Origin of the sequence: Winogradskyella costae, from assembly GCF_013403865.1 — a bacterium.
GTDB classification, from domain to species: Bacteria; Bacteroidota; Bacteroidia; order Flavobacteriales; family Flavobacteriaceae; genus Winogradskyella; species Winogradskyella costae.
The window spans coordinates 432,795-455,977 of the sequence record NZ_JABFDK010000001.1 but is presented as its reverse complement, the minus strand read 5'-3'; the positions used below and the strand labels follow the sequence as shown (position 1 = coordinate 455,977).

Annotated in this window: 21 protein-coding genes; 13 read left to right on the top strand and 8 right to left on the bottom strand. The window is 33.5% G+C overall.

Annotated features, from left to right (window positions below; all coding sequences use genetic code 11):
- Nucleotides 1–184 precede the first annotated feature (184 nt).
- Nucleotides 185–919, top strand: a complete 735-nt coding sequence (locus HM986_RS02020) for a TrmH family RNA methyltransferase (protein WP_179333414.1) — start codon at nucleotides 185–187, stop codon at nucleotides 917–919.
- Here the strand turns inward: HM986_RS02020 and porT are convergent.
- On the bottom strand, nucleotides 906–1,622 hold the full coding sequence (porT, locus tag HM986_RS02015; protein WP_179333413.1) for a type IX secretion/gliding motility protein PorT/SprT: 717 nt from the start codon (nucleotides 1,620–1,622) through the stop codon (nucleotides 906–908). The genes HM986_RS02020 and porT overlap by 14 nt on opposite strands.
- Nucleotides 1,622–2,356: a bifunctional demethylmenaquinone methyltransferase/2-methoxy-6-polyprenyl-1,4-benzoquinol methylase UbiE gene (gene ubiE, locus HM986_RS02010; protein ID WP_179333412.1), complete on the bottom strand. Its 735-nt coding sequence runs from the start codon at nucleotides 2,354–2,356 to the stop codon at nucleotides 1,622–1,624. The genes porT and ubiE overlap by 1 nt, the downstream gene beginning before the upstream one ends.
- 241 nt (nucleotides 2,357–2,597) lie before the next feature.
- Between ubiE and trkA the strand changes: the two genes are divergently transcribed.
- The 5 genes from trkA to HM986_RS01985 all read left to right on the top strand — a co-directional run bounded on the left by trkA (nucleotide 2,598) and on the right by HM986_RS01985 (nucleotide 6,706).
- Complete coding sequence (gene trkA, locus HM986_RS02005; RefSeq protein WP_179333411.1) at nucleotides 2,598–3,947, top strand: Trk system potassium transporter TrkA; 1,350 nt, start codon at nucleotides 2,598–2,600, stop codon at nucleotides 3,945–3,947.
- A 7-nt stretch (nucleotides 3,948–3,954) separates the two neighbouring features.
- Complete coding sequence (locus HM986_RS02000) at nucleotides 3,955–5,457, top strand: TrkH family potassium uptake protein (RefSeq protein ID WP_179333410.1); 1,503 nt, start codon at nucleotides 3,955–3,957, stop codon at nucleotides 5,455–5,457.
- 162 nt (nucleotides 5,458–5,619) lie between these two features.
- Nucleotides 5,620–5,868 (top strand): hypothetical protein, encoded by a 249-nt coding sequence (locus tag HM986_RS01995; RefSeq protein ID WP_179333409.1) that lies wholly within the window; start codon nucleotides 5,620–5,622, stop codon nucleotides 5,866–5,868.
- Between the two features lie 122 nt (nucleotides 5,869–5,990).
- Nucleotides 5,991–6,269 carry a hypothetical protein gene (locus HM986_RS01990; RefSeq protein ID WP_179333408.1) on the top strand — a complete coding sequence of 93 codons (279 nt, stop codon included), beginning with the start codon at nucleotides 5,991–5,993 and terminating at the stop codon, nucleotides 6,267–6,269.
- Nucleotides 6,270–6,454: 185 nt separating this feature from the next.
- The gene (locus HM986_RS01985; RefSeq protein WP_179333407.1) at nucleotides 6,455–6,706 is read left to right on the top strand and encodes a hypothetical protein; all 252 of its coding nucleotides are present in this window, start codon (nucleotides 6,455–6,457) and stop codon (nucleotides 6,704–6,706) included.
- A gap of 115 nt (nucleotides 6,707–6,821) precedes the next feature.
- Here HM986_RS01985 and HM986_RS01980 read toward each other — a convergent pair whose 3' ends face one another.
- Both HM986_RS01980 and HM986_RS01975 read right to left on the bottom strand, forming a co-directional pair.
- Nucleotides 6,822–8,006 (bottom strand): pyridoxal phosphate-dependent aminotransferase, encoded by a 1,185-nt coding sequence (locus HM986_RS01980; protein WP_179333406.1) that lies wholly within the window; start codon nucleotides 8,004–8,006, stop codon nucleotides 6,822–6,824.
- 32 nt (nucleotides 8,007–8,038) lie between these two features.
- Nucleotides 8,039–9,136 (bottom strand): fatty acid desaturase family protein, encoded by a 1,098-nt coding sequence (locus tag HM986_RS01975; protein ID WP_179333405.1) that lies wholly within the window; start codon nucleotides 9,134–9,136, stop codon nucleotides 8,039–8,041.
- A 143-nt stretch (nucleotides 9,137–9,279) separates the two neighbouring features.
- Between HM986_RS01975 and rsmG the strand changes: the two genes are divergently transcribed.
- Nucleotides 9,280–9,909 (top strand): 16S rRNA (guanine(527)-N(7))-methyltransferase RsmG, encoded by a 630-nt coding sequence (gene rsmG / locus HM986_RS01970; protein WP_179333404.1) that lies wholly within the window; start codon nucleotides 9,280–9,282, stop codon nucleotides 9,907–9,909.
- A 168-nt stretch (nucleotides 9,910–10,077) separates the two neighbouring features.
- Nucleotides 10,078–12,645 (top strand): toxin-antitoxin system YwqK family antitoxin, encoded by a 2,568-nt coding sequence (locus HM986_RS01965; RefSeq protein WP_179333403.1) that lies wholly within the window; start codon nucleotides 10,078–10,080, stop codon nucleotides 12,643–12,645.
- A 70-nt stretch (nucleotides 12,646–12,715) separates the two neighbouring features.
- On the opposite strand, the gene HM986_RS01960 is transcribed toward HM986_RS01965, so the two are convergent.
- The 4 genes from HM986_RS01960 to HM986_RS01945 all read right to left on the bottom strand — a co-directional run bounded on the left by HM986_RS01960 (nucleotide 12,716) and on the right by HM986_RS01945 (nucleotide 18,206).
- A complete protein-coding gene (locus HM986_RS01960) occupies nucleotides 12,716–14,401 on the bottom strand; it encodes a T9SS type A sorting domain-containing protein (RefSeq protein ID WP_179333402.1) in 1,686 nt (561 codons plus the stop codon).
- A 146-nt stretch (nucleotides 14,402–14,547) separates the two neighbouring features.
- Nucleotides 14,548–16,173, bottom strand: a complete 1,626-nt coding sequence (gene pruA, locus HM986_RS01955; RefSeq protein ID WP_179333401.1) for an L-glutamate gamma-semialdehyde dehydrogenase — start codon at nucleotides 16,171–16,173, stop codon at nucleotides 14,548–14,550.
- A gap of 221 nt (nucleotides 16,174–16,394) precedes the next feature.
- Nucleotides 16,395–16,781, bottom strand: a complete 387-nt coding sequence (apaG, locus tag HM986_RS01950; RefSeq protein ID WP_179333400.1) for a Co2+/Mg2+ efflux protein ApaG — start codon at nucleotides 16,779–16,781, stop codon at nucleotides 16,395–16,397.
- A 171-nt stretch (nucleotides 16,782–16,952) separates the two neighbouring features.
- Nucleotides 16,953–18,206, bottom strand: a complete 1,254-nt coding sequence (locus tag HM986_RS01945) for a type IX secretion system plug protein (RefSeq protein WP_179333399.1) — start codon at nucleotides 18,204–18,206, stop codon at nucleotides 16,953–16,955.
- 162 nt (nucleotides 18,207–18,368) lie between these two features.
- Between HM986_RS01945 and HM986_RS01940 the strand changes: the two genes are divergently transcribed.
- The 5 genes from HM986_RS01940 (at nucleotide 18,369) to nqrE (ending at nucleotide 23,178) form a co-directional block, all read left to right on the top strand.
- A complete protein-coding gene (locus tag HM986_RS01940) occupies nucleotides 18,369–19,718 on the top strand; it encodes a Na(+)-translocating NADH-quinone reductase subunit A (RefSeq protein WP_179333398.1) in 1,350 nt (449 codons plus the stop codon).
- Between the two features lie 10 nt (nucleotides 19,719–19,728).
- Nucleotides 19,729–20,955: an NADH:ubiquinone reductase (Na(+)-transporting) subunit B gene (locus tag HM986_RS01935; protein WP_179333397.1), complete on the top strand. Its 1,227-nt coding sequence runs from the start codon at nucleotides 19,729–19,731 to the stop codon at nucleotides 20,953–20,955.
- A gap of 3 nt (nucleotides 20,956–20,958) precedes the next feature.
- Nucleotides 20,959–21,711 (top strand): Na(+)-translocating NADH-quinone reductase subunit C, encoded by a 753-nt coding sequence (locus tag HM986_RS01930; protein WP_179333396.1) that lies wholly within the window; start codon nucleotides 20,959–20,961, stop codon nucleotides 21,709–21,711.
- Between the two features lie 6 nt (nucleotides 21,712–21,717).
- Nucleotides 21,718–22,362: an NADH:ubiquinone reductase (Na(+)-transporting) subunit D gene (locus HM986_RS01925; RefSeq protein WP_179333395.1), complete on the top strand. Its 645-nt coding sequence runs from the start codon at nucleotides 21,718–21,720 to the stop codon at nucleotides 22,360–22,362.
- A gap of 75 nt (nucleotides 22,363–22,437) precedes the next feature.
- A complete protein-coding gene (gene nqrE, locus HM986_RS01920) occupies nucleotides 22,438–23,178 on the top strand; it encodes an NADH:ubiquinone reductase (Na(+)-transporting) subunit E (protein WP_179333394.1) in 741 nt (246 codons plus the stop codon).
- The last annotated feature ends 5 nt before the right edge of the window (nucleotides 23,179–23,183 follow it).

The following is a 23,183-nucleotide window of genomic DNA, read 5'->3' as shown; positions in this document are numbered from 1 at the left end:
ATTAAAGTGAACTTTTGCAAACTTAAAAGAGGTGTCTTATTTAATTGATTTGTTTATGAAACAAAAATAATACCATTTCTTCTTTAGAAATAGTATAGTCACTTTAATTTCGAAACGATTTTAAATCAAAAAAGGTTTACTTTGTGTTTTAAGTGTTTCGTCTAACAAATGTAAAGACATTTTAATGTTATCAAAGAATCAAATAAAATTAATTAAAAGTTTAAGTCAAAAAAAGAGTAGACAACAAAATGGTTTGTTTAGTGTTGAAGGGATTAAAGGAATTTCAGAATTTCTAAAGTCAGACTATATCCTGAGGCACCTTTATACTACAGAATCTGTTTTTGATGCTTCAGCGGATTTGACCTCAGAAATCTCAGAAGTTGAGTTAAGAAAAATTTCAACACTCAAAAACCCTAATACTGCTTTAGCCATTTTTGAAATTCCTGATGAAATTCCATTTCAAAGAAATGGTTTGATTGTAGCTTTAGATGACGTAAGAGACCCTGGGAATTTAGGAACTATAATTAGACTTTGCGATTGGTACGGTATTAAGAATTTAGTATGCAGTCTAAATACTGTAGATTGTTACAATTCTAAAGTAGTGCAAGCAACAATGGGGTCTTTAACGCGTGTAAATGTGCAATATTTAGAATTGAAAGACTATTTAGAATCTAGTAAGGCAGAAGTATTTGGTACGCTTTTGGCGGGTGAAAACATCTACACTGCAACGTTACCAAATGAAGGTATTATAATTCTAGGAAATGAAGCTAATGGGATTTCAGAAGCCATTAAAAGTAGAGTGGATAGAAAAGTTACTATTCCTCAGTTTGGTACAATTAAGGAAACGGAAAGCTTAAATGTTGCCAATGCTACAGCAATATTGTTAAGTGAGTTTAGGCGTCGGACTATTGAAACGTAAAATTGATAAAAACACCTCTAGTTTGCATTTGTGAAATATTGCTTGTCCACGGGCTATTAGGATCAACATCTTGAATTATTTCGTCATTCAAAGAAAATATACCACGTATAGACGGTGTAAATTTAAAATATTGTAGATAGAAATCAATACCAAAACCCAATTCATAGAAATAGGTGTTTTTGGTCATCCTAAATTCACCAGAACTATTATCATTTGGGTTATCTTCATTGCTAGATAAGTTTAAAGCTGTTGAAAAGCCTCCCACAATAAAGGGTTTAAAATTGTTTATACGCTTTGTGGATATTTTTAGTAATAACGGGATGTGCACATATGTAGATTTTACTTCTCTTAATAAATCAGAGTCATTAAATTCAGTGCCCTGAAAATAGCTTTCGCTGTAATTTAGATTTCTTGTAGTAAAAAAGACACCAGGTTCAAGTCTTAAATTCATGTAATCATTAATACGCATATCTCCAATAAGGCCTAAATGAAACCCAAACGTTTCATCCACTAAAACATCTTCTAAATTTTCATTATAGTCGAAATTGAAGTCGTACTGATTGAAACCTAAAAAGTAACCCCAAGTCAAAAACTTTTGGTCAATATTATCAACAGCATTTGCTACTTTTTCTTTTGTGAAAAGTTGAGCGGATATGCTTTGAAATGCTAGTATAGATACTAAAAGGAAAAAGAAACGCTTCATTATTGTACTTTAGATGCTGAATAAATAGTTGCCACTCCCATCGTTTGTGGTTTGTGTTCCACATTAATAAACCCAATTTTTCTTAAAATATTGTTTAAGGCCTCTCCATAAGGAAAAACCGAAGCTGATTCGCTTAAATAATTATAGGCAACTTTATCCTTTGAAAATAATTTCCCTATGGTCGGCATAATTAATTTACAATGTACGTTATAGCCTGCTTTATAAATAGGGTTTGTGGGCACTGAAGTTTCAAGAATAACAAAAATACCATTTGGTTTTAATACTCTTAAAATCTCGGCAAGTCCTTTTTCTAAGTGTTCAAAATTACGCACTCCAAAGGCTACAGTTATGGCATCGAAGGTATTGTCTTCAAAAGGTAAATCTTCAGAGTCTCCAATAACCATAGAAATAATACCATCTAAGTTTTTAGAGCTAATTTTTTTACGACCAACTTCTAACATACCATCGCTGATATCTAAACCAATAATTTCTTTAGCGTTTGTAGATGTTAAGTTAATTGCTAAATCTCCTGTCCCTGTGGCAATGTCTAAGATGTTTTTAGGTTTGGCCTTGGCCACCATTTCTACAACCTTATTTCGCCATTTTACATCTATTCCAAAAGAAATTACACGGTTTAAGCCATCATATTCGTTAGAAATAGTATCGAACATTTTAGTAACCTGATCTTTCTTAGATTGGTCGCTGTCCTTATATGGGTTTACTTTTTCAGCCATAAAAATTTTTAGCAAATATATGGATAAGTTATAAGTACTTAAAGAGGGAAGTATTTAAAGTTAAAATAAAAATTTGCCATTTCGTAATGATTTAAGAAAGAGTACTATATTCCGGTCACTAATATATTATTAGAAGCTATGAGCTTATAGGTTTTGTAGGTGTATTTAACTTTAAATACCATAGGAACTTTATAACTTGTAACTTATAAGTATATTTGTACGCTTATTTCAAAGAAATACAATGAAAATTATTATCGCTGGTGCAGGTGAAGTAGGATTTCATTTAGCCAAGCTTTTATCCTACGAATCTCAAGAAATTACTTTAATTGACACAAAAAAAGATAGTTTAGGATATGCTGCTGAACATTTGGATATCAGAACTATTAAGGGAGATGCTACGTCTATTTCAATTTTAAAAGATGCGCGTATCGATACAGCCGCTTTATTTATTGCTGTAACCTCTTCAGAAACTACAAATATCACCGCATGTGTATTGGCGAAACAGCTAGGAGCAAAACGTACTATAGCTCGTATTTCTAATACTGAATTTATTGAAAATAAAGAAACAGTTGGATTTTCGAAATTTGGAATCGATGAATTAATTTCGCCAGAATCGTTGGCCGCTTCTGAAATAGGATTGCTTCTAAATCAGTACGGTTTTAATGATACGTACGAGTTTGAAGACGGAGCATTAACCATGTTAGGTTTGCGTTTGTCTAGAACAGCAACCTTTGTTGATAAAACGGTAAAAGAGGCTGCGGAGATATATCCAGAATTAAATTTTATTCCAATAGCAATTCAGCGTCTAGGGACACAGTATACTATCATTCCACGAGGGGATACCATATTTAAGGAAGGCGATAAAGTTGTTTTTGTGACGTCTAAGGGTGGTGATGATGAGTTATTTAAATTATCTGGAAAAGTTAAAGTTGCGATTAAGAATGTTATGGTTTTGGGCGGAAGTCAAATTGGTTTTCAAACGGCTAAAGACCTGTGTTCTAGCAAGTTTAATGTTAAGTTGGTAGAGAGTAGGAGAGGGAAGGCTGAAGAATTAGCTGAAGACATTCCTAATGCATTAGTTATTTGTGGTGATGGTAGAAATGTAGATATTTTGGATGAAGAAAATATATCGGATATGGATGCCTTTATTGCTGTAACGGGTAATTCAGAAACCAATATTATGTCTTGTTTATTAGCGAAATCAAAAGGCGTAAAGAAAACCATTGCTTTGGTTGAAAACATGGATTATTATCAATTATCACAATCTATTGGAATTGATACCTTAATCAATAAAAAATTATTAGCAGCAAATAATATCTTTAGGTATATAAGAAAGGGAGAAGTGGTTGCCATGACTAAATTAACCAACATGAATGCTGAACTTTTAGAGTTTGTCGTGAAACCAAAATCTAAAATAACAAATAAGGTTATTAAAGATTTGAAATTCCCAAAATCTGCTATTATTGGTGGGGTGATTAGAGATGGGAAAGGCTCAATTCCATTGGGAAGTTTCAAAATTCAACCTAAGGATCGTGTTGTGGTTTGTTGTTTGCCTCGGTCTATTTCTGAAGTAGAACGCTTTTTCTCTTAATAACTATATGTCTCGTATAAAACTCAATTATAAAATTATTTTTCACTTCTTTGGACTGCTTTTGTTGTTTAATGGTGGCTTTATGCTTACAGCAACTTTAATAAGCCTTATCTACGAAGACGGAGTAACTTTAGAATTATTTTTAGCGGGTATCGCAACCCTTTTAATAGGGGTTTTGGCCATGTATAGAACAAAAGGCCATCGCAAGGAGATGAATAAACGCGAAGGTTATATTATTGTGGCTTTTGGCTGGATTGTAATGTCGCTGACAGGGACATTACCTTATGTAGCTACCGGCGCTATTCCTTCTTTTACGGATGCTTTTTTTGAAACCATGTCTGGTTATACCACAACAGGTGCGAGTATTTTAAATGATATTGAAGTTATTCCTGAAGGTGTGTTGTTTTGGAGAAGTATGACACATTGGATTGGTGGTATGGGTATTATCGTATTAGCGATAGCAATACTACCATTATTAGGGGTGGGTGGTATGCAATTGTTTACTGCAGAAGCACCTGGGCCGAGTGCAGATAAGTTACACCCAAGAATAACAGATACCGCAAAGCGATTATGGCTTATTTATGTGGGTTATACAGTCGTTGAAACCTTACTATTACAGTTGGCGGGAATGTCTTTCTTCGATGCAATTAACCATGCATTAAGTACCTTGTCTACGGGTGGTTTTTCTACTAAAAATGCCAGTGTTGCTTATTGGAATGATAATCCATTAATACAATATATTATTATATTCTTTATGTTTTTGGCTGGTACTAATTTTGTGCTTAGTTATTATTTGTTTAAGGGAAAAGTTTCCAAAATTTTAAAAGATGAAGAGTTTAAGCTCTACTTTAAGTTTATCATCATTTTTACACTAGTTGCGGCCGTTTTGATCTATTTTAAAGCTGATGTATCTCAGTCTACCATTATGCATCCTATGGTTTTAGGCGAAGCCGAAAGCGCCCTTAGACATGCCTTGTTTCAGGTATTGTCTGTAATTACTACAACTGGTTTTATAAGTGCAGATTATACCATGTGGACTCCTTTCTTAACCGTTTTCTTTTTTGGGATGATGTTTTTAGGTGGTTCTGCCGGCAGTACTTCTGGGGGTGTCAAAGTAATGCGTCAATTAATTTTAATTAAAAATAGTTTTTTAGAATTCAAACGTGCTTTACATCCTAATGCTATTATTCCTGTGCGCTATAATGGCAAATCAGTATCTAAAGATATTGTATTTAATGTCTTAGGGTTCTTTATACTCTATATGCTATCATTTATTGTAGGTGCTTTGGTATTTTCTATGTTTAATATGGATTTTGCGTCTGCAATCGGATTGTCAGCATCTAGTTTAGGAAACGTCGGACCTGCCTTAGGTGATTTTGGACCTGTAAATAATTATGCCGCATTACCACCTTTAGGTAAATGGTGGGCTTCTTTTTTAATGCTTATTGGACGATTGGAATTGTTTACCGTTCTGATATTATTGACACCTTTTTTCTGGAGGAATAGATAAATTTTTAACTTTTTTAAGATTTTTTCAAAACATAGCTAGCCTATATTTTCACTAATACTTTTCGATTTTTTAAAGCTTAAATTCCCGCTATAGTGGAAACACAAGCTGTAACATTTATATGGATTGTACGTCTTATTTGTATAACCAATTAAATTATCAATCATGGAATTAGCATTAAACACCCCATTAGAATTTGCACCAGAACCCATTGAGGTATCTCATTTTACAACTGAAGGAATATTAAATTCAAATTACAAATCCATAGTGAAACAGAACTTTAGAATCTTAGCTTCAAAATCTGTATTCGGAATTAGACAGCGTTCAAAGTCTAGTCAATTCAATACGGTAAATCATACAGCTGTTATCTTAAAACTATCTGTGTTTGCCATCACGCTTATCGCTTTGTTTTAATCGTATACACTGGTCCATTTAACTGACACAGTTTCGTGTCCTTTACAACCTATATCACATATTATACTATATATTGATGTGAGTCTTTATATCTCAGTTTTGAATTTAAAACCTAAAGAATTATGCCTTCTAACTCAATGAATGTCATTAATTATAATCGCAATCAACTTCCACAACGCGATAGGTTTAAGACTGTGCTTGGTGGTTATAATTCAGGTCGTAAAACGGAATATTATTTACCAAAAGCGACTACGAAGCAGTTAAAGGAAATAGGGAGAAGATTACGAGAAGAGCGAAAAGTGAGGATGCTAAAAGTAATCGTAGTTACTTTTGTTTTATTACTTGTTTTTTATTGCGTCTTAGTATATTCTATGGATGGTATCATAGAATTATTAAGCTAGATTTTAACTAATAATGAGAGGCAAATCTCTTAAGTTTAACGGATTTTATATAATAATTAGTATTCGTAATATTTCGTGAAATTTGTGGTGGGAATCCTATTTTTATTCCATTATTTTGATTATTTGATAAAATAATTTGTATTTTCAACGTTAACTATAATTTCATTACTAAAATAATTTTATATATGAAATCAAGAATAACAAAAAATATAGAAGCTAAAACAGTACGGAATAGGCGCTCGCATTTTACAACTAGAGGATTGTTGAATTCAAGGTATAAACGCACTGTAAAAGACAATTTTAAAAAAGCATGTCGGAAGTCCTTATTCGGGATTAAGCAACGCGCTAAATCACCAAAAATGTGTAATACAACCCATACAACGTCTATGGTATTGAAAGTATCTGCATTTGCTATTACACTTGCGGCTTGTGTCTAAGCTTTTTTAAATTTATATGAGTAATCCATGTGATTTTTGAAGTGAAAATTTTTCATAAAAAAAAGTTGCAACAATTAGTGTTACAACTTTTTCGTAAAAATATAACGATTTTAAATTAGCTTAAAGCTGTCTTAATACGTTTAATAGCTTCTATGATCTCTTTTTGTGAGGCTGCATAAGAAATTCGGATACAATCCTTATTTCCAAAAGCTTCCCCTGTAACTGTAGCAACTAAAGCTTCTTCAAGTAAGAATAGAGAAAAGTCAGAGGCGTTGTTTATCGTTTTTCCTTTAATTGTCTTTCCAAAGTATGAAGAGATATTAGGGAAGACATAAAATGCTCCTTCAGGCTCATTGGTCTTAAAACCTTCGATTTCACTTAACAAATTTAAGATAAGCTTACGTCTTTCTTTAAACTCATCAACCATATATTTAATGCTTGATGGATCTGCTTCTAAAGCTGTAATTACTGCACGTTGCGCAATACAATTGGCTCCACTAGTAATTTGACCTTGCATTTTATTACAAGCTCTAGCAATCCAATCTGGTGCTCCGATGTAGCCAATTCTCCAACCAGTCATAGCAAAGGCTTTAGATACACCGTTTACGGTTATTGTTCTATCAAACATGTCTTCAAATTCAGCCATACTAAAATGACCTCCTTTAAAATTAATATGTTCATATATTTCGTCTGAAACAATATAAATATTTGGATGCTTTTTAAGCACATCTGCTAAAGCTCTTAATTCTGCTTTACTATACACAGAACCACTTGGGTTACAAGGTGAACTGTACCAAATCATTTTCGTTTTTGGAGTAATGGCCGCTTCTAATTGTTCGGCTGTCATTTTAAAATCTGTGTCTATAGACGTTTGAACTTCTACAGGCACTCCATCGCTTAACTTTACAATATCACTATAACTTACCCAATACGGACAAGGTAAAATAACTTCATCACCAGGATTAAGCATTACAGCAGCAATATTAGCTAATGACTGTTTTGCACCAGTAGAAACTACAACTTGTGGCAAGGTGTAGTTAAGGTTATTATCACGTTTAAATTTTGTTATAATAGCTTCTTTCAATTCTACATAACCATCTACAGGAGTGTAGCTATTATAGTTTTGATTTATGGCTTCAATTGCAGCGTCTTTAATAAAATCAGGTGTATTAAAGTCTGGTTCTCCCAAACTTAATCCAATAATGTCTTTTCCTTCTGCTCTAAGTTCTCTAGCCTTTGCTGCCATTGCAAGCGTTGCTGAGGTGGCTAGATTATTAATTCTATCCGATAGTTGATTCATAGTAGTTGGTTGTTTTTAAACTGGAAATTGTATTATGCCAAACTTGGCTTTCTACCTAATTCTTTTAATTGTAGATAATGCTCGGAAATAGCTTTCCATATGGAATTGTATTCATTATAGGGTAAACTAAACTCGTGAGCCGTTTCTCTTACTATTTTGGCAATATTTTTATAATGAACATGACTAATATTTGAAAATAAATGGTGTTCAACTTGTCTATTTAAACCACCTGTATAAAATTCAACAATCCAACTTTTAGGTGAAAAGTTAGACGTGGTAAACAATTGGTGAATTGCCCAAGTATTTTTCATATTTCCATCTTCATCTGGTAAAGGCATTTCTGTATTTGGCATAACGTGCGCTAATTGAAACACAACGCTCAGAATCATACCAGCGGTATAGTGCATAATTAAAAACCCAATTAAAACTTGCCACCACGTATAACCTAGAACTAGAGGCAAAACAACCCAAATAGAATAGTATAATATCTTACCAATAATTAACTTGGTCCATTGTGTAGCAGGATTAGGAAATTCGCCATAAGACAATTTCCTTTTAAGATATTGATACGTTTGTTTAAAGTCCGTTGTGATTGCCCAGTTTACGGTTAATAGACCATATAGTAAGAAAGCATAGTATTTTTGGTACTTATGAATCTTTAGCCATTTTGCATGTTTAGAAAAACGTATGATTCGTCCTGCATCAATGTCTTCATCATGGCCTTGAATGTTTGTATACGTGTGGTGTAAAACATTGTGTTGTACTTTCCAATTGTAATCGTTACCAGCTAAGATGTGGATACTGCTTCCCATAAGTTTGTTTACCCATTCTTTACTCGAAAAGGAACCATGGTTCGCATCATGCATAACATTCATACCTACACCTGCCATACCTACACCAATAGTCATCATGGATATAATTTGAACCCATGTAGGAATATTGTCAACCGTTAACAATACCACTAATGGCCCAAGTAATAATGAAAACATTATTATAGCTTTTATGTACAGCTTCCAGTTTCCTGTCTTTTTTATGTTATTGTCTTTAAAGTAACTATTAACGCGTTTGTTAAGGGTTCTAAAGAACTTTGCAGAGTCAGTCCGAGAGAATTTGACGGTTTGTTGTGCCATTTAATTAGTTTTTTTAATTATAACGTTAGGGATTGCAAATCATTATAACAATGCAAAGATAGTTAATAAATAAAAAGCAAGCTTTATCGATTAACGTTAAATTATGAAGATTAAAAATAAGTATTTTTGTAAAAAATTAAAAAATGAAACTCATCCTAAAATACTTTCCTGATTTAACAGAAACTCAAATTCAACAATTTGAAGCTTTAGAAGCCTTATATAAAGATTGGAACAGTAAAATCAACGTGATTTCTCGTAAAGATATTGATGAGTTATATTTAAGACACGTCTTACATTCCTTAGGTATTGCTAAAGTAATCAGTTTTGCACCAGGTTCTTCAATATTAGACGTGGGTACAGGTGGAGGATTTCCGGGGGTGCCATTGGCCATTTTGTTTCCAGAATGTCAATTTCATTTGGTAGATAGCATCAATAAAAAGCTGAAAGTAATTAACGCCGTTGCGGAAACATTAGAACTTACCAATATCAAAACAACGCACAGTAGAGTAGAAGCTATAGATGAAACCTATGATTTTATTGTAAGTAGAGCTGTAACGACGATGCCAGAATTTACGACATGGGTAAAAGGAAAAGTTGCAAGAACTCAGAAAAATGAATTAAAAAATGGTATCCTTTATCTAAAAGGTGGTGATTTAACAGAGGAATTAAAGCAGTACAAAACGGTTAAAGCATTTTTACTTTCTGATTATTTTGATGAAGCATTTTTTGAAACTAAAAAAGTAATTCATTTACCATTAAAATTCAAAGCTTAATAAGCAGATAGCTTTGGAGTTGTCTAAATACTACTTTTAGAAATAGTCTGTTGACCTATATTTAGTATTGAGAAATTCACAAGTTAAAAATTTATGACGCTGAAATGCGTTACTCAAATAGATGTGTCTTTTAAATTATATCTATCTCATTTTAATATTTATTCAACAATGATTTTATCAAATTCTATTAAAACTGCTGTACTTCTATTTATGGTCAGCGTTTTCTTTATGCCTTTAAATTTGGACGCCCAACAAGATACCATTTATTACAACATGGCTTGGAAACACACAACAAAAGATAGTGCTGCTTTTTTTAGGCCACCAGTTAAAAAAGAGGGTGATTTTTATAGAATTGAAGATTATTACATTTCTGGCCAAAAACAAATGAGCGGATTGTCCAAGTATGAAGACAAGGATTATTGGATAGGAAAAGTGAGCTGGTTTATGGAGGACGGTAAATTATACCAACAAGGTAATTACACCAAAAATAGATTAGATGGAGAGTTTATTACGTTTTTAAATGATAAGAAATTAACGGCTATTTATAAAAATGGTCTCATCAAATCTGGAGCTCAGAATAATACTCAATTGACTAATCGTATTTATACTGAGGTTAAAAATGATACGGTAAAAGAAGTGGTGTATGAAAACGATATAAACGGAATTCGTTACGAAAGTTTCAGAACTCTAAAAAAAGGTCATTTTAGAACGAAATACTACGATAAAAAAGGGGATACCATTGGTGAAATTAATACTCTAAAAAATGGATATCGAAAAGGGGTTGAAGTGTTCTATTATTTTGACCCTATGCGAGTGAAGCAAATTAACTATTATCCGTTTGAGAGGTTGTTGGGGCATGAGGATTATTATCCTAATGGTCAGATTCGGACAAAATTCCAAACTGAACCAGAATATAAAAAGACATATTTTACGGAGGATGGAACCGAAATAGGAAGTGTTATTTACAATCTTCACAATGACTATTTAAAACCGATGGAAGGCACCGAAATTGTATTTTCGTACAGTTATAAGGAAGAGGTCATGGGGCATATTTTGTCTTCTAGAACCTACAATAACGGTCTACTTGAAAAAGAAGAGCTATACTATGATGGCGGTAAGATAAAATCTCTAACAACATATACTAACAACACTAAAGAGCTTCAAGTTAGTTATGATGAAGCAGGTAATGAGTTGTCTAGAATGATTTATAAAAACTATTACCCATATACTGGTGTAGAAATTAAAGGAAACAAAACATCAACTTACAAAGAAGGGGAACTTATAGAGGAACTAAAATATTATACAGATGCTAATGTTCTCTTTAGTAAAAAGAATAAAGAAGAAGAGGTCTTTTATAATAAAGATGGTGATGTATTGGGAATCTTAAAAGTGGAGTACAAAAATAGATATGCGCAACCTTTAAGTGGTAAACGTTATGAAATAGGCTACGATTCTGAAATTTCTAAAATTGAAACCTACAAAGATGGTAACGTTATTGAGCGGACTAAATTTATAACGAAATTAGTGGGGAAAGATAATTTGGTCGATTTTAAGGTCACCGAATATTATAATGCTGATCAGTATAGTAAAACAAGAGAGGTTACCTATTACAGTAATGGGGCTAAACAAAGTGATATCACATACACGGATTATGATAAAACAATAGGGAAGTTCTACAACGACCAAAACGAATTAATAGGCACTTACGATTACGATAAAAAGCATGGTAAATTATATGAGTTTTTTAATCTCTCAGATGAAATAAGATTAATTAAAGAGGATAAAAATGGTGATTTAGTGGCGTCCAAACGGTTTGATTATGGTGTGGGAAGAGCTTACGGCGTTATTGATCCCGTATTAATAGAAGATATTGATGTTAATTGTTGTGCTACGTTCTTTGATAAATATGGAGAGGTTTTAGCTAAAGTTAATTTTAAAAATAAATTACCTTGGGATGGTGAAATGTACGATATGGTCTCAAGAGTTATGTACACTGTAAAAGAAGGAAAACGAAACGGAGTTTATAAGAAGTTTAATTATAATCATGAGATTGTTTTAGAAGAGGGCTATTATGTGAATGATAAAAAAGAAGGGGCCTTTAATAGTTACAATCAATCTGGTCTATTGCAATTAACAAGCACGTATAAGAATGATATTTTAGATGGGAAATCTATTAATTATAGCGAGGACGGAAAAGAGATCTCAAGCATTATTTATAAAGACGGAAAGCCTTTTGAAGGTGCTAAAATACTACCCGTAGGTTATAATAGTAAGTCGACTCAAGAAATTTATAAAAATGGTCTTATGACGACACGTATTTCTCATGATCTCCATGGTAAAAATGTGTCAACCTATAAAGATGGAGAGCTTGTTGAAACGATAGCATATCATATAGATTCTAATCATAAGCGATTACAATATTCCTTAAATAAAAATTATATTGATGGCGAAGTTATTCGTTATGATAAAAACGGTAAGGAACAACATCGTGGTGTCGTAAAAAACTATAAATTAGAATCGGGTGTCATTTATTTGTCAGCTCATAGTTTATATGATAATAGGGTGGCCTATATCATCTTAAAACGAAAAGAGGATATCGTACAATTAACTTTAGTAGGCGAAAAAGAAGAAACGCTCTTTTACGCTGAAGAAAAAGTAGAAGAAGGTTACGGCACGAAATACATTGATAAATTAAATGTCTACATCGATTACCTGCACCCAGAATCATTATACTAATATAGTTTCTAGAGAAAAAAAGACCGTTTAAATAAGTTTAAACGGTCTTTTTTTAGTGGAAATAGTAACTTTATTTGCTAACTATAAATCGGGTTGTAAACGTATTAACTTCATTAATGATATTTAATATGTAGAATCCATTGGTTAAATCTATAGAGATAATATCTCTACCTGTTAATTTTTGAGATGATTGTTGAACGATTTTTCCTGTTAAGTCACTGATTAAAATAGTAGCTTTACTATTTAGATCAGATCGTAATATCAATTCATTTTTAACAGGATTCTTTTCTAGTTTTACGGATTGTAATTCAGTTTCTGAAATGCTTAATGGCGTATTTAATATTTCATCTAGAGCAAATGCGACATTAGCTTCAGTAAGAAGAACGTGAGGTTCATTGGCATCAGGACTATAGATGTTTGCAAATGGCGATGCGCTTGAAAAATCACCATTATAGTGCCAATTAATCTCATTACCTGTATCAGGTTCAGTGATATCTAGAGCAAGTGCACTAACTGTGGGTATATAACTGAATTTGTCAATTTGTAAGGCAGCAAAAAAAGCGTCACCAATGCCACCACCTGTTCCAAAAGAGTCTGTTAAAGCAGATAAGTCAAATAATCCACCTGGAGCCGAATCTACACCATCGAAGTTTACGGTCCCAGCACTAGCAGTATTTTCTATATCGGGTATAAATGGAGGTAAAAGTGGTGCGAAAAATCGACTAACTTGGCGTGGGGTGCCAGCAGCTGGTGTCATATGTATGTCAATTTCAACATCAATTGTTCCAAGTGGTGAGTCTACAGGAAGTATAGCGTCTACTATAGCAAATCCATTGGTCACAGGTGTAACTCCATCTGCAGCAAAATATGAGCTTCCGGTACCACTTCCATTTACAATAGCGACGTTACGAACATTTTCAGGGAAACCACTAATTGTTAAGTTATTAATATTTGTGTTAAACGTTGTTCTGAATGGATGAGGTTCAGGTAGCGTGAGGTTATCATCAAAAGTAAATAGGTCGTCACCTGTTAAATGCGATTCAAAATGATCTATTAACAATTGTCTTCCGGCAGGCGATTTTAATAAACTTTCAATAAATGGTTGTAGTTCTGCTACAGGGCTCAATGGATTATTAGCTAAGTAATTTAATTGATGTTGTAGACCTATAGGGACATTAGCCCCAAGATGAGGTGCGTCGAAAGAAATAAAGAGTCTTGTGTCCGCGTCCATGGAGTTGGCTTCCATGTAATTCAGGGCATAACGAGAAATTAAACCTCCCATGCTTGGGCCAATAATGACATTTTGATCCGGACTATTTAAAGATTTATCTGCATTAATAATTGTAATTAATTCTACTAAAAGCATGGCGTTGCGTTCCATAAAATCAGTGCCACCATCTATAGTTTCAGAATCTGCAGCACGTGTATAAATAGGGAAATTAAGAATAATAACATCAAAATCTTGCGTTCGTAATTGATCTGCTAAATTTTCAGTTCCAGAACTATTAACAAAGTCTAAAAGGCTATAAATCCCATTGATGTCCCTTAAGTCTCCGGTATCAAAACCGTCCACAACAATTATAGGTTTGTCTAAAATACCATCCGGACTTAGAAATATTTGATATTCGCCTTCCCCAGGATAGTTTGTGGCTTCTCCATAAGCAGATAGATCTGGAGTAACGCCAGAAGTTATCCAAGTTTGAGCAAAACTTAGAAAAGGTAACAATAATAAAAGAATAAAGTAATGATTTTTCATAAGTGCAGAATTTGAATTGTTATCTTGAAAAGATACAAACTTTGATTTGTAAATCGTTGATTATAAATGGGATTTCTATTAAAAGCAAAAAAAATCCTTAAAAGCATAAAACTTCTAAGGATTTAAATTTTAATCGGTTATGAATTCTATCCCAAAAAAGGATATCTGTAATCGGTTGGAGTTACAAACGTTTCCTTGATTAACCTTGGCGATACCCAACGTAATAAATTTTGAGGACTTCCGGCTTTGTCATTTGTTCCAGAAGCTCTAGCTCCACCAAATGGTTGTTGACCTACAACAGCACCAGTTGGTTTGTCATTTATGTAGAAGTTTCCCGCAGCATTCTGAAGCGCTTTTGTAGCTTCTTCAACAGCATATCTGTCTCTAGAAATAATAGCACCAGTTAATGCGTATTCGCTTGTTTCATCTACGAGTTTTAAAGTCTTAGAGTAGGCTTCGTCTTCATACACATATATTGTAATTACAGGGCCAAATAATTCTGTAGACATTGTTGTGTATTTAGGGTCTGTAGTTACAATGACTGTAGGCTCAATGAAGTAGCCCTTAGATTTATCGTAGTTACCACCAGCAATGATTTCTGCATCGCTATCTGCTTTAGCAGCATCAATATATTTAGCTAATTTATCAAAAGAACCTTCATGGATCACTGCAGTAATAAAGTTGCTCATATCTTCTGGCGACCCCATTTTGAAAGATTCCATATCTTCAATTAAAAACTTCTTTACATCCGCCCAAATTCCTTTAGGAACATAAGCTCTAGATGCTGCGCTACATTTCTGACCTTGGAATTCAAAAGCGCCACGTGCAATAGCTGTTGCTACTTGTTTTGCATCTGCTGTTTTATGTGCGACGATAAAATCTTTTCCACCTGTTTCGCCAACAATTCTTGGATATGTTTTATAGTTATGAATGTTGTTTCCAATCTGTTTCCATAATTCTTTAAATACATTTGTAGACCCTGTAAAGTGTAAACCAGAAAAATCAGGACTCGCTAATACTGTATTTGTAATCATTACAGGATCTCCGAAGACCACATTGATAACACCATCGGGTACACCAGCTTCTTTAAAAATATCCATAATTACTTTTGCAGAATAAATTTGGCTATCACTTGGTTTCCAAACGACAACATTACCCATTAAAGCCATACATGCTGGTAGGTTACCGGCTATTGCTGTAAAGTTAAAAGGTGTTATAGCGTACGTAAAACCTTCAAGAGGTCTATATTCTACTCGGTTCCATGCCGCACTTGTGCTTTCTGGTTGTTCCATGTAAATGTCTGACATAAACTGAACATTAAAGCGTAAGAAATCTATAAGTTCACAAGCCGCATCAATTTCAGCTTGATATATATTCTTCGATTGCGCTATCATCGTAGCAGCGTTGATCTTTGCTCTGTAAGGACCCGCAATTAATTCTGCAGCTTTTAAGAAAATACCTGCGCGCTGTTCCCATGGCATTTGTGACCAAGACTTACGTGCTTCTAATGCTGTAGAAATAGCATCTTCAACATGTGTTTTCTCTGCTAAATGATAGTCACCTACGATGTGTTGGTGATCGTGAGGAGGAGACATGGTTCTGGTATTTCCAGTTTTTACGTCTTTTCCATTTATGTATAAAGGAACTTCAACCTTGGAGTTAAACATTGATTTGTAGGCCTCTAAAACTGCTTTCCGTTCAGCAGAACCGGGGGCGTAAGACATAACAGGTTCGTTAACTGCGACTGGTACATTAAAGAATCCTTTTCCCATAATATATTTATTTTTTAGTTTAAATTTTGAAAGCGTAAAGTTACAATTTTTATAGGAAAATAATTTATTGAAACGTTATAGTTGTGTGAAGATTAAAAATGCGCTTTTATAATTTGTTATTCAATATTTTATTGATAAAACAAAACATAGTTCAGCTTTAGAGTCTATAATGTGAAATAAAAATCTATTAATAGAGTGGTCTAATTAAGATTTGTAAAGCTTTAGTTTAAGGCGAAAGGAGCGCTTAATTTAAAAGAAGGAATATAGACTTTAAATTTATTGGTTTTCGATAAGTTAATCATGTTGTAATATCCACTCATCGCACCGAAAGGGGATGTTAGTAAACAACCAGAGTTGTAAGTGTGAGATTCTCCCGGTTTTAATACGGGCTTTTTGCCAATAACCCCTTCTCCTTCAATAATCTCTTCGTTATTTAAAGCGTCTAGTATTCTCCAATGTCTAGAATTAAGCTGAACAGAATCTTTACTTTGGTTTTCAATAGTGACCTTATAGCCGAAAGCAAAATGCACTTTATAATTTTTATAAAATGTACCTTCAAAGTTGGTTTCTACACTGATTTTTATACCGCTAGTTACTTGTTGTACCATGATTATGATGTTGTTCTATGCTAAAATAGCATAATTTTTGAATGAAGCATTATAAATTGGATGAGAGGATGTCATTTTTAACAAATTGGTTATAAATGAGGTAGGTGCTGTGAATGTGTTAATAGTTTTGCTTTTATTTTCTATTTTAATAATTGAAGAGCTAGAAAAAATTTAATTAGTAATATTTACAGAAGTGGCTTCTCCAAAACCAATAAGCCTATCGTAACGTGCCCCAAGATCTTTGTAGTAAACTAAAACTTTGTAATTGTTTTCAGTTTCCCAGAAATTACCACTGATAGCTCCTTCGTCTAAGACTCTAGTCTTTTTATCGACAGTGACAAATTTATAGTTGTAAAACCCTTGTTTTAGCAATAGTGTAGTTTCGTAATGTTTGCTTTCCGAATTGAAAACCATTTGGGTTAATGGCTCAAGCATAAAATAATTAAAATTGCCATAGACATACACCTCTTTAGATTTAAGTTCTTCTTGCAATAAAGAGAAGTGAACCATAACATAATCCGCTTCGATATCTGGATTGTCTCTGTCTAATACTGTAACTAAAAAGTTTCCATTAATATCCGGATTGTAAGTGTAGGGTCTGTCTTTGCGATTAATGTTAGTGTATAAGAAGTTGTGATAAAGATCTCTTAACTCAATAAATTGAACGCCCACGTTCGCAGCTCTCACATCTTTGTTTTCAAAAAACAAATACTCGTTTCCTCCCCAAAATGCAGATTCAGTATCGTAACGATAAATAAGTTCGTTACCCAATGTGTATTGTGGTTTTAAATCAGAAATCGCGGTATTAAGATTATTATTTTGAATAATAACAGTTTTAATGGTTTCTAGTGGATTATTCAGGTTCATGCCATTAGTTGTTATAACTAGATCTACAGATTGTTTTTCAGCAATAACTTTTACATCTCTCGACCGCTTTACGCTGACCCCAACACTAGCTAAACTCTCATAAACCATAAATTTTCTGCTGAACATCAGTTCATCGTAATCATCGTAGATCGAGATCATGTAGTTTCCACTTTTTAATAAACCACGGGTTTGGGTATTTGGAATGACTAAATTATAATGAGAATAAATTTGATACGTATTAAAAGAATTTTCGTAATCTAAAATGCGCTGATTATCCAAGCCACTGAGGTATTCTGATTTTACTAAATTAGATGGCGTCCAATCAAAATTAAAATGCTCAATAACGTAGTAGAAGTCCTCCTCCTCGCCCGTTAAGGCATCAAACTCTAGCATTAAAGATTCACCGAGCTTTAAAACAGGCAATTGTCCTTGTGTGGTATTGCTCTTAAAAGTTACTGTTTTTATAAAATCAGGAGGATTAAGTTCTGAAACAACTTGGGAAAGCAGAATTATTGGAAAAAGTAAAAGTACTGAAAGGCAAAAAAAGTTTTTTTTCATTTTATCTAAAATCTAAGCGTATAAATATAATCAAAATCTGTGCCTTAACGCAAGGCTCTTATTTATAATCATTACAAATAAAAAAGATGCTTTAATTTGGGGCTTTTTTAAGCATTAATTCGTAAATTTGCAGCGATTTTTAGGTAACTAATCTTTAAGTATATGTCAAAAGACATCAAAATTAAAAAGGGTTTAGATATAAAGTTGGTCGGTGAAGCCGAGCATACTACAGAGAATGCTATTATTAGCAATTTCTACTCTATAAGACCCGAAGATTTCCACAGTATTATTCCAAAACTTGTTGCAAAAGAAGGGGCACGTGTAAAAGCAGGTGAAACTTTGTTTTATAACAAGGATAACGAAACGATGAAATTTGTTTCCCCAGTTTCTGGCGAGGTAACGGAAGTACAGCGTGGACCAAGGCGTCGTATAGACGCTATTAAAATAACAGCGGATAAAGAGCAAACTTATGTAGATCATGGGAAGTTTGATTTGACTTCAGATGCAGAAAAAACTAAAGCTCATTTGTTGGCTTCAGGTTGTTGGGCTTTTATCAAGCAACGTCCTTACGATGTTGTCGCCAAAGCAGACAGTACGCCAAAAGCTATCTTTGTTTCTGGTTATGCAAGTGCACCTTTAGCAGCAGATTTAGACTTTACCTTAGCTGGTAAGGAAGCTGAATTGCAAGCAGCAGTTACTGCATTATCCAAATTAACGGATGGTGGAGTGCATGTTTCTATAGGGAGTTCTAAGTCACCTTTAGCTAATTTGCAAAATGTTACGACATATAACGTTTCTGGCCCACATCCATCAGGTAATGTTGGAACTTTAATTAATAAGGTTAGCCCTGTTAATAAAGGTGAAACTGTATGGACCGTTAATGCGCAAGATTTAGTAATTATTGGTGAGTTATTATTAACAGGGAAGTTTAACGCGGAACGTATCATTGCCTTAGCAGGATCTTCAGTTAAAAAACCAAGGTATTTTAGAACAAAATTAGGTTCTGAAATTGCAACTATGGTTTATGATAACGGAGTTGAAAGAGACGGTAACGATCGTTTTATTTCAGGGAATGTATTGTCAGGAAAACGTGTTCAGCCAGATGGTTACTTAGATTATTATAGTAATATAATTTCTGTAATTCCTGAAGGTAACGACTACGAATTATTTGGATGGAATAAGCCCGTTTTTGATAAAGTCTCTAACACAAGAGCTTTAACTTTTTCGTGGTTAACACCAAATAAGAAATATGACTTAAGCACTAACATGAATGGTGAGCATAGAAATTTTGTGCTTACGGGTAATTACGAGCAAGTTTTTCCATTAGATATCTATCCAATGCAAATCTTAAAAGCATGTTTGTATAAAGATTTAGATGAAATGGAGGCTTTAGGCATGTATGAAGTCGCTCCTGAAGATTTTGCTTTAACAGAATTTGTATGTGTGTCTAAACAACCACATCAGCAGATTATTAGAGCAGGCTTGGATTTAATGTTAGAAGAAATCGGTTAAAAAATAGATAATGGGTTTAAAACAAAACTTACATAGCTTAAGAGAAAAATATAAGGGAACTAAGATGGCACCAGCCTTCAATGCTTTACATACTTTTCTTTATACGCCTAATGATACTGCACATGGCGGTACACATATTAAGGCGGCAGACGATTTAAAACGTACGATGAACACGGTAATTATGGCTTTAATTCCGTGCCTAATCTTTGGTATGTTCAATGCCGGTTATCAGCATTATGTAGCAGCAGGCGAAATAGAAGCAGTAACAAGTGGTTTCTTTAGTAGTGAATTCTGGACATTACAGAATTTTTCTTTAGGATTTTGGAAAGTGCTACCAATACTACTAATTTCTTATGGTGTTGGTTTAGGTGTTGAGTTCCTTTTTGCAGTTATAAAAGGACACGAAGTTGAAGAAGGCTACTTAGTAACAGGAATGTTAGTACCATTAATTGTTCCAATAGATATTCCGTTATGGATGCTAGTTGTTGCAGTTGTTTTCGGTGTTGTTATCGGGAAAGAAGTATTTGGTGGTACAGGGATGAACATTTTAAACCCTGCATTAACTATTAGAGCATTCTTATTCTTTGCTTATCCTACGTGGATGAGTGGTGATAAAGTATGGGTAGAAGGAGCTGTACAAAGAACTAAAGAAATTGCAAATGGTTCAACGGCCGATGCTATATCAGGTGAAACTATTTTAGGTAGTTTAGCCCAATCGCATGGTGTTGACTATTCTGTAATGGATATGTTTTTCGGTTTTATTCCTGGTTCAATAGGTGAAACATCTACATTATTAATCTTGTTAGGTGGCTTATTTCTGATTTTTACAAAAATTGGAAGCTGGAGAATAATGCTAAGTTCTGTTATTGGTGCTTTAGTAATGGGGTATATCTTTAACCTAGTCGTAGCGGCAGGATGGATCACAGATACAAGTAAATTTTACGGACTAATGAGTACTGAGTTCTGGCATCATTTATTAATTGGTGGTATGGCATTTGGTATTGTTTATATGGCAACAGATCCTGTTACGGCATCTCAAACTAATAAAGGGAAATGGATATACGGTTTTCTAATAGGTTTCGTATCTATTATGATTCGTGTCTTTAACCCTGCATATCCAGAAGGAGTAATGTTAGCGATATTGTTAATGAATGTGTTTGCACCAACGATAGATCATTATGTAGTGCAGGGCAATGTGAAAAGAAGATTAAAAAGAGCAAAATTAAAAACAGCTTAAATTATGGCAATCGATACAGAAAAAAATAGTTACACCATTATTTTTGCCATTGTTATGGTGTTAGTAGTGGGTTCTATACTTGCAGGACTTGCTTCAGGCTTAAAACCTTTAGTGGATGCTAATAAACGTTTTGAAAAACAACAGAATATATTGTATGCCATGGGCATTAATGCCAATGAGGGTACAAGTGATGTTGCGTTCATTTCTACAGATAAAGTAGAAGAAGAATTTACTAACACTATTACTAAGCAATATGTTATTGAAGGTTCTAAAATAGATTCATTAAATTCAGAAGCGTATTTAATAGATATTAAAAAAGAGGAAACAAAAGCAAAAGATCCTAATTATACTAGGAAATTACCTTTGTTTAAAGGTATAAAAGATGGCCAACCAATCTATGTTATTCCAATTAGAGGTAAAGGATTATGGGATGCTATTTGGGGATTTGTAGCTGTTGATAAAGCAATGGTTGTTCAAGGTGTCTTTTTTGATCACGCTGGTGAAACACCTGGCTTAGGTGCAGAGATAAAGCAGCGTTATTTTATGGATGATTTTGCAGGTGAACATATTTTTGGAGATGCTGATGCATTTAAAGGGATCACTGTCGCAAAAGGTAATGCCGATCCTAAAAACGAGAGAAAAACGGATAATGCCGTAGATGCAATTGCAGGTGCTACCATTACAGGAGATGGTGTAACAGCAATGATTAAGAAAGATTTAAAAATGTATGTGCCTTATTTCAAGACATTAAAATAAAAATGTATGGGACTTTTATCAAAAAAAGATAGTAAACTAATTTTAGATCCATTAGCGGATGACAACCCTATCACTATTCAGGTATTGGGTATATGTTCAGCATTAGCAATTACGGCACAATTAAAGCCGTCTATTGTAATGGCAATCTCTGTAGTTTTTGTACTAAGTGTTGGTAACGTAGTAATCTCTTTAATGAGAAATATTATACCATCTAAGATTAGAATTATTGTACAATTAATTGTTGTAGCAACCTTAGTGATTATTGTAGATCAGGTGTTAAAAGCATTTGCTTATAGTTTAAGTAAGGAGCTTTCAGTATTTATTGGTTTAATTATTACCAACTGTATCATTATGGGACGTTTTGAAGCTTTTGCATTAGCAAACAAACCATGGCAATCATTCTTAGATGGTATTGGTAATGCAGCTGGTTATGGTTTAATACTTGTAATCGTTGGTTTCTTTAGAGAACTTTTAGGTTCAGGAACTTTATTTGGATTTAAAGTTCTTGGAGATTCTGTTGAGAAAACAGGATTATATGCAATTGGCTATGAAAACAATGGATTTATGGTATTACCTCCTATGGCTTTAATTGTAGTAGGTTTAATAATTTGGGTACAACGTAGTAGAAATAAAGAATTAATAGAAGACTAAATTAGTTTATGGTCACTAATTGTTTGTAGATATTACTCTTCAGCAACTAAGGACTAACAACTAAAAACAAAATATATGGAACATATAGAATTATTTTTCAAATCGATATTTGTAGACAACATGGTTTTTGCATACTTCTTAGGTATGTGTTCTTATTTGGCTGTGTCTAAAAAAGTATCTACAGCAGTAGGTCTAGGAGCTGCTGTAATTTTTGTATTAGCAATTACAGTACCTTTAAACTGGTTATTAGATCAGTATTTGTTACAAGAAGGAGCTTTAAGATGGTTAGGACCAGAATATGCAGAGTACGACTTAGGTTTCTTATCATTCATTATGTTTATTGCAACTATTGCAACAATGGTTCAGTTAGTTGAAATCATTGTAGAGAAATTTTCGCCATCATTATATAATTCATTGGGTATATTTTTACCGCTAATTGCAGTTAACTGTGCCATATTAGGTGGTTCTTTATTTATGCAATCTCGAGAAATAGAAACCTTAGGTTTAGCACTTAATTATGGTATTGGATCAGGAATTGGTTGGTTTTTAGCCATTGTAGCTATTGCAGCAATTAGAGAAAAAATTAGATATAGTAATGTACCGGCACCTTTAAGAGGATTAGGAATTACATTTATTATTACTGGCTTAATGGCGATTGGTTTTATGAGTTTTGGTGGGATGTTAACAGGAGGTGAAGAGGAAGCAACTGAAGAAACAGTAGAAAATACGGTTGGCATGGTAACAAACATTGCTGATGAGAGCGACGAGGCTTCTAGTCTTGTTATTGAAACAATAAACGATACAGAAAAAAAATAATAAGG

What these genes read in the sequence shown, in the direction of transcription:
- trkA (WP_179333411.1), top strand. Translation starts at nt 2,598, where the DNA reads ATGAAAATTATTATCGCTGGTGCAGGTGAAGTAGGATTTCATTTAGCC.
- HM986_RS01990 (WP_179333408.1), top strand. Translation starts at nt 5,991, where the DNA reads ATGCCTTCTAACTCAATGAATGTCATTAATTATAATCGCAATCAACTT.
- HM986_RS01975 (WP_179333405.1), bottom strand. Translation starts at nt 9,136, where the DNA reads ATGGCACAACAAACCGTCAAATTCTCTCGGACTGACTCTGCAAAGTTC.
- HM986_RS01995 (WP_179333409.1), top strand. Translation starts at nt 5,620, where the DNA reads ATGGAATTAGCATTAAACACCCCATTAGAATTTGCACCAGAACCCATT.
- apaG (WP_179333400.1), bottom strand. Translation starts at nt 16,781, where the DNA reads ATGGTACAACAAGTAACTAGCGGTATAAAAATCAGTGTAGAAACCAAC.
- HM986_RS02000 (WP_179333410.1), top strand. Translation starts at nt 3,955, where the DNA reads ATGTCTCGTATAAAACTCAATTATAAAATTATTTTTCACTTCTTTGGA.
- rsmG (WP_179333404.1), top strand. Translation starts at nt 9,280, where the DNA reads ATGAAACTCATCCTAAAATACTTTCCTGATTTAACAGAAACTCAAATT.
- HM986_RS01935 (WP_179333397.1), top strand. Translation starts at nt 19,729, where the DNA reads ATGGGTTTAAAACAAAACTTACATAGCTTAAGAGAAAAATATAAGGGA.
- HM986_RS01965 (WP_179333403.1), top strand. Translation starts at nt 10,078, where the DNA reads ATGATTTTATCAAATTCTATTAAAACTGCTGTACTTCTATTTATGGTC.
- HM986_RS01940 (WP_179333398.1), top strand. Translation starts at nt 18,369, where the DNA reads ATGTCAAAAGACATCAAAATTAAAAAGGGTTTAGATATAAAGTTGGTC.
- nqrE (WP_179333394.1), top strand. Translation starts at nt 22,438, where the DNA reads ATGGAACATATAGAATTATTTTTCAAATCGATATTTGTAGACAACATG.
- HM986_RS01930 (WP_179333396.1), top strand. Translation starts at nt 20,959, where the DNA reads ATGGCAATCGATACAGAAAAAAATAGTTACACCATTATTTTTGCCATT.
- HM986_RS01980 (WP_179333406.1), bottom strand. Translation starts at nt 8,006, where the DNA reads ATGAATCAACTATCGGATAGAATTAATAATCTAGCCACCTCAGCAACG.
- HM986_RS01925 (WP_179333395.1), top strand. Translation starts at nt 21,718, where the DNA reads ATGGGACTTTTATCAAAAAAAGATAGTAAACTAATTTTAGATCCATTA.
- pruA (WP_179333401.1), bottom strand. Translation starts at nt 16,173, where the DNA reads ATGGGAAAAGGATTCTTTAATGTACCAGTCGCAGTTAACGAACCTGTT.
- HM986_RS01945 (WP_179333399.1), bottom strand. Translation starts at nt 18,206, where the DNA reads ATGAAAAAAAACTTTTTTTGCCTTTCAGTACTTTTACTTTTTCCAATA.
- HM986_RS01960 (WP_179333402.1), bottom strand. Translation starts at nt 14,401, where the DNA reads ATGAAAAATCATTACTTTATTCTTTTATTATTGTTACCTTTTCTAAGT.
- porT (WP_179333413.1), bottom strand. Translation starts at nt 1,622, where the DNA reads ATGAAGCGTTTCTTTTTCCTTTTAGTATCTATACTAGCATTTCAAAGC.
- HM986_RS01985 (WP_179333407.1), top strand. Translation starts at nt 6,455, where the DNA reads ATGAAATCAAGAATAACAAAAAATATAGAAGCTAAAACAGTACGGAAT.
- ubiE (WP_179333412.1), bottom strand. Translation starts at nt 2,356, where the DNA reads ATGGCTGAAAAAGTAAACCCATATAAGGACAGCGACCAATCTAAGAAA.
- HM986_RS02020 (WP_179333414.1), top strand. Translation starts at nt 185, where the DNA reads ATGTTATCAAAGAATCAAATAAAATTAATTAAAAGTTTAAGTCAAAAA.